Source organism: Dietzia sp. SLG310A2-38A2 (assembly GCF_014145095.1).
In the GTDB taxonomy this organism is placed as follows: Bacteria; Actinomycetota; Actinomycetes; order Mycobacteriales; family Mycobacteriaceae; genus Dietzia.
Window position 1 is genome coordinate 1 of sequence record NZ_JAALDX010000228.1, and the last position, 3,311, is coordinate 3,311.

4 protein-coding genes and 1 pseudogene are annotated in these 3,311 nt (G+C 70.0%); 2 read left to right on the forward strand and 3 right to left on the reverse strand.

Features of this window, described 5'->3' with window-relative positions:
• Both G6027_RS08615 and G6027_RS08620 read left to right on the forward strand, forming a co-directional pair.
• A pseudogene (locus G6027_RS08615) lies at positions 1–384 on the forward strand (ATP-binding cassette domain-containing protein); the annotation flags it as partial.
• A gap of 52 nt (positions 385–436) precedes the next feature.
• The gene (locus tag G6027_RS08620) at positions 437–1,015 is read left to right on the forward strand and encodes a dihydrofolate reductase family protein (RefSeq protein WP_182636812.1); all 579 of its coding nucleotides are present in this window, start codon (positions 437–439) and stop codon (positions 1,013–1,015) included.
• Between the two features lie 123 nt (positions 1,016–1,138).
• On the opposite strand, the gene G6027_RS08625 is transcribed toward G6027_RS08620, so the two are convergent.
• The 3 genes from G6027_RS08625 to G6027_RS08635 form a co-directional block, all read right to left on the reverse strand.
• Positions 1,139–1,675, reverse strand: coding sequence for a ferritin (locus G6027_RS08625; protein ID WP_182636813.1), 537 nt, complete (start codon positions 1,673–1,675; stop codon positions 1,139–1,141).
• Between the two features lie 183 nt (positions 1,676–1,858).
• Positions 1,859–2,638: an SDR family oxidoreductase gene (locus tag G6027_RS08630; protein ID WP_182636814.1), complete on the reverse strand. Its 780-nt coding sequence runs from the start codon at positions 2,636–2,638 to the stop codon at positions 1,859–1,861.
• A gap of 33 nt (positions 2,639–2,671) precedes the next feature.
• Positions 2,672–3,121 carry a limonene-1,2-epoxide hydrolase family protein gene (locus tag G6027_RS08635; RefSeq protein WP_182636815.1) on the reverse strand — a complete coding sequence of 150 codons (450 nt, stop codon included), beginning with the start codon at positions 3,119–3,121 and terminating at the stop codon, positions 2,672–2,674.
• Positions 3,122–3,311 lie beyond the last annotated feature (190 nt).

Sequence of the window (3,311 nt, forward strand, 5' to 3'; positions counted from 1 at the left end):
TGGGCGCTGCTGCCGCAGGACCTGCGGATCGAGCACGCCGAGTGGACGGTCGTTGACGCGATCCGGGCGGTCCGCCCCGCGGCCGACCCCGAGGAGGTCCACGCCCACGCGGCGCGGATGCTCTTCACGGGCGACGCCGGGTTCCGCCTCCTTGCCGAGCTCTCCGGTGGCGAACGCCTGCGTGCCGCCCTGGCGGCGAGGTTGTTCGCGCGGCCGGTCCCGCAGTTGTTGATCCTGGACGAGCCCACCAACAACCTCGACCTCGCCGGCGTGGAGGTGCTCGCCGACGCCCTCGCGCAGTGGCGAGGGGCACTGCTCCTGGTGAGCCACGACGACGGCTTCTGCGAGCGGGTGGGGGTGGACGACGTGATCACTCTGCCCTGACCCCGCCACCGCGGGGTGGACGCAGCAGACCGATCCGCAGAGAGGACACATCATGCGCAAGCTCATCTACTACATCGCCGTCACCGTCGACGGGTTCATCGCGGACCCCGATGGGCGGACCGATTTCTTCCCGTTCGAGGGTGACCACATGGCCTGGCTCATCGAGCACTACCCGGAGACGATCCCCGGCCACGTCCGCGGCGCGATCGGTCTCGCGGAGGCCGCCCCACGCGTGTTCGACACGGTCCTGCTGGGCCGGTCCACCCATCAGGTCGCGGTCGACGAGGGTCTGGCCAGCGGGTACCCGCACCTGCGCCAGTACGTGGTGACGCACCGGCCGGGCGACCTGCCCGTCGAGGAAGGGCTCACGGCCTCGGACGAGGACCCCGTGACGCTGGTCCGCCGGCTCAAGGTAGAGGACTCCCCGCTCAACATCTGGCTGTGCGGTGGCGGGAACCTGGCGGGTGCGCTGGTGGACGAGATCGACGAGTTCCGGCTCAAGGTCAATCCGGTGATGATCGGCCGGGGGCGACCGCTGATCGCCGAGTCCGCCGGCGCGCTGTCCCTCGTCGCGCACCGGCGGATCGGGTTCGACAGCGGGGTGAGCTACGTGGAGTACGCGCGCTCCTGACGCCGATCACCTGCACCCACGCGGTTGGCGGACACCCTCAGCAACCTGACGGACAGAATGCGCGCCTCGGAGCTGCGTGGACGCGCATTCAGTCCGCCAACCGGGGGAGGGGGAGGGGTTAACTCAGACGGCGCCACCGGCCACCGCGGGCGGGGTGCCGGTGTTGGTGGAGGTGTCGGTCTCGCGTGCGAGGTACTCCTCGATGCGGAACCAGTCGTCGTCCGCGCGCTCGGAAATCGCCACCAGGGTGCTCATGTTGGCGACCTCCTCGACCTGCTCGCGCAGGAACCACAGCATGAACTGCTCGCCCAGCGGGTCGGACTCGGCGCGGGCCGCCTGGAACATCGACTCGATCTGACGGGTGACCTGCTTCTCCTGCTCGAGCGCGTAGCGCAGCGCCGCGACGGGGCCCTCGAAATCGGCCTGCGGACCCGGCACGGCCGGGATGGTCACCGGGATGTCGCGGTCGAGCATGTACTGGACCATCATCATGGCGTGGTTCCGCTCGCCCAGGCTGTGCTGGTAGAAGCGCCCGGCGAGCTGGGGCAGGTCCTTGGCGTCGGCCCACACGGCGATCGCGATGTACTGCTGGCTCGCGGCGAACTCGTGGCCGACCTGCGCGGACAGGAGTTCGGTGAACGACGAAGACTTCTTGGCCATGATCATGGCACCCTTCCTCTCGGGGGACCTCGACGGGCGTCGAGGTTCGCCCGGGGCATGTTGCGCCCCAGGGGTCCCAGAGTAGGGCTGCATACAGCGTTTTACCAGGTCAGTAAGCCTAACCGAACATCGGTAAGCCTGGCCTTGTCGCTGGATTCTGCCGGGGAGGGACCCGTGGCGCGGTCAGCGCCGGTGCGCCCGCATGGCCGAGTGCTGGTCCCGCGGCTTGACCACGATCTGGTCCAGGTTGACGTGCGACGGCCGGCTCGCCACGAACCCCACGATCTCGGCGATGTCGCGCGCGACCATGGGGGTCAATCCCTGGTAGACGGCGCCGGCCTTGTCGTCGTCGCCGTCGAACCGCACGAGCGAGAACTCGGTCTCCACCATGCCGGGCGCGATCTCGGTGAACCGCACGGGTTGGCCCAGGTGCTCCCCGCGTAGCGTCCGGTGCAGCACGGCCTGCGCGTGCTTGGCGGTGGTGTAGCCGCTGCCCTTGTCGTAGGACTCAAGCGCGGCGATCGAGGTGATGGTCACCACCAGCCCGTCGCCGGTCTCCACGAGCACCGGCATGAGTCCGCGCACGAGTCGCAGGGTGCCCAGGACGTTGGTCTCCCACATCCATCGCCACTGCTCCTCGTCGGCGTCCATGACGGTGGTCGTGCCCTTGGCGCCGCCGGCGTTGTTGACCAGCACGTGCAACCGGGGGATGGCCGCGCAGAACGCCTCACACGAGGCCGGGTCGGTCACGTCCAGGGGGATGGCGGTGCCGCCGATCTCGTCCGCGAGCGCCTCCAACCGGTCGAGCCGCCGGGCGCCGACGACCACGTGGAACCCCAGCCCCGCCAGCTCGCGCGCGGTGGCCTCGCCGATGCCGGAGGAGGCGCCGGTCACCACCGCGATGCGGGTGTCGGCGGGGAGGGTGGCCAGGCGCTCGCGGGCGGCGGGGTGATCGAAGCTCATATCCCAGAGATTAGGTGCTCGACGACGACGAGGTCAGCGGGCCCGGCCGGTGATCATCCCCACCAGTCCGCGCACCGCGCCGAGGGCCATGTCGGACTTGGAGAAGTAGTCCTGCCAGCCGCAGACCAGACCGTCGCGGACCTCGAGGCGCCCGCAGACCCAGAATCCGCAGCTGAAACGCCCGATCCCCAGGTAGTCGGTGCGTTCGGTGAGCACGATCGTGGGGGAGCCGGGGGTGGTCGGGTCCGCCGGGGCGCCCACGGCGAGGTGGTGGATCTCCGCGTCGAAGTCCACGTTGGCGCCCATGGCGGACAGTGCCTTGACCACGTCGCGCTTGCCCCGGATGGTGGGGAGCCCGATGTTTGCCCACCACACGTCGTCGGCCAGCAGATCGGCGGCGGCGGGGACGTCGCCCGAGACGAGGGCGTCGAAGAAGGTGCGGACCACGACGTCGGAGTCGATCGGGGTGGTGGTGGTTGCCATTGGCCCACGGTAGCCGCCCCGGTCCGTCTCGCGCTGCCGGAACGCTCAGCCTCGGCCGACTTGCGTGTGCCGAGTGGTCCATTCCGGCAGCGCACCCGCGCAGTGAGCGAGCAGACAGGACGCAGAAGCCGCTGGGCCGCCTGCCCGTCGAATTTGCGGCTGGCACGATGAGCCCCATGAGCCCTGCAGC

Excerpts from the sequence above, each read along its gene's own strand:
- G6027_RS08625 (WP_182636813.1), bottom strand. The coding sequence starts at position 1,675 with ATGGCCAAGAAGTCTTCGTCGTTCACCGAACTCCTGTCCGCGCAGGTC.
- G6027_RS08630 (WP_182636814.1), bottom strand. The coding sequence starts at position 2,638 with ATGAGCTTCGATCACCCCGCCGCCCGCGAGCGCCTGGCCACCCTCCCC.
- G6027_RS08635 (WP_182636815.1), bottom strand. The coding sequence starts at position 3,121 with ATGGCAACCACCACCACCCCGATCGACTCCGACGTCGTGGTCCGCACC.
- G6027_RS08620 (WP_182636812.1), top strand. The coding sequence starts at position 437 with ATGCGCAAGCTCATCTACTACATCGCCGTCACCGTCGACGGGTTCATC.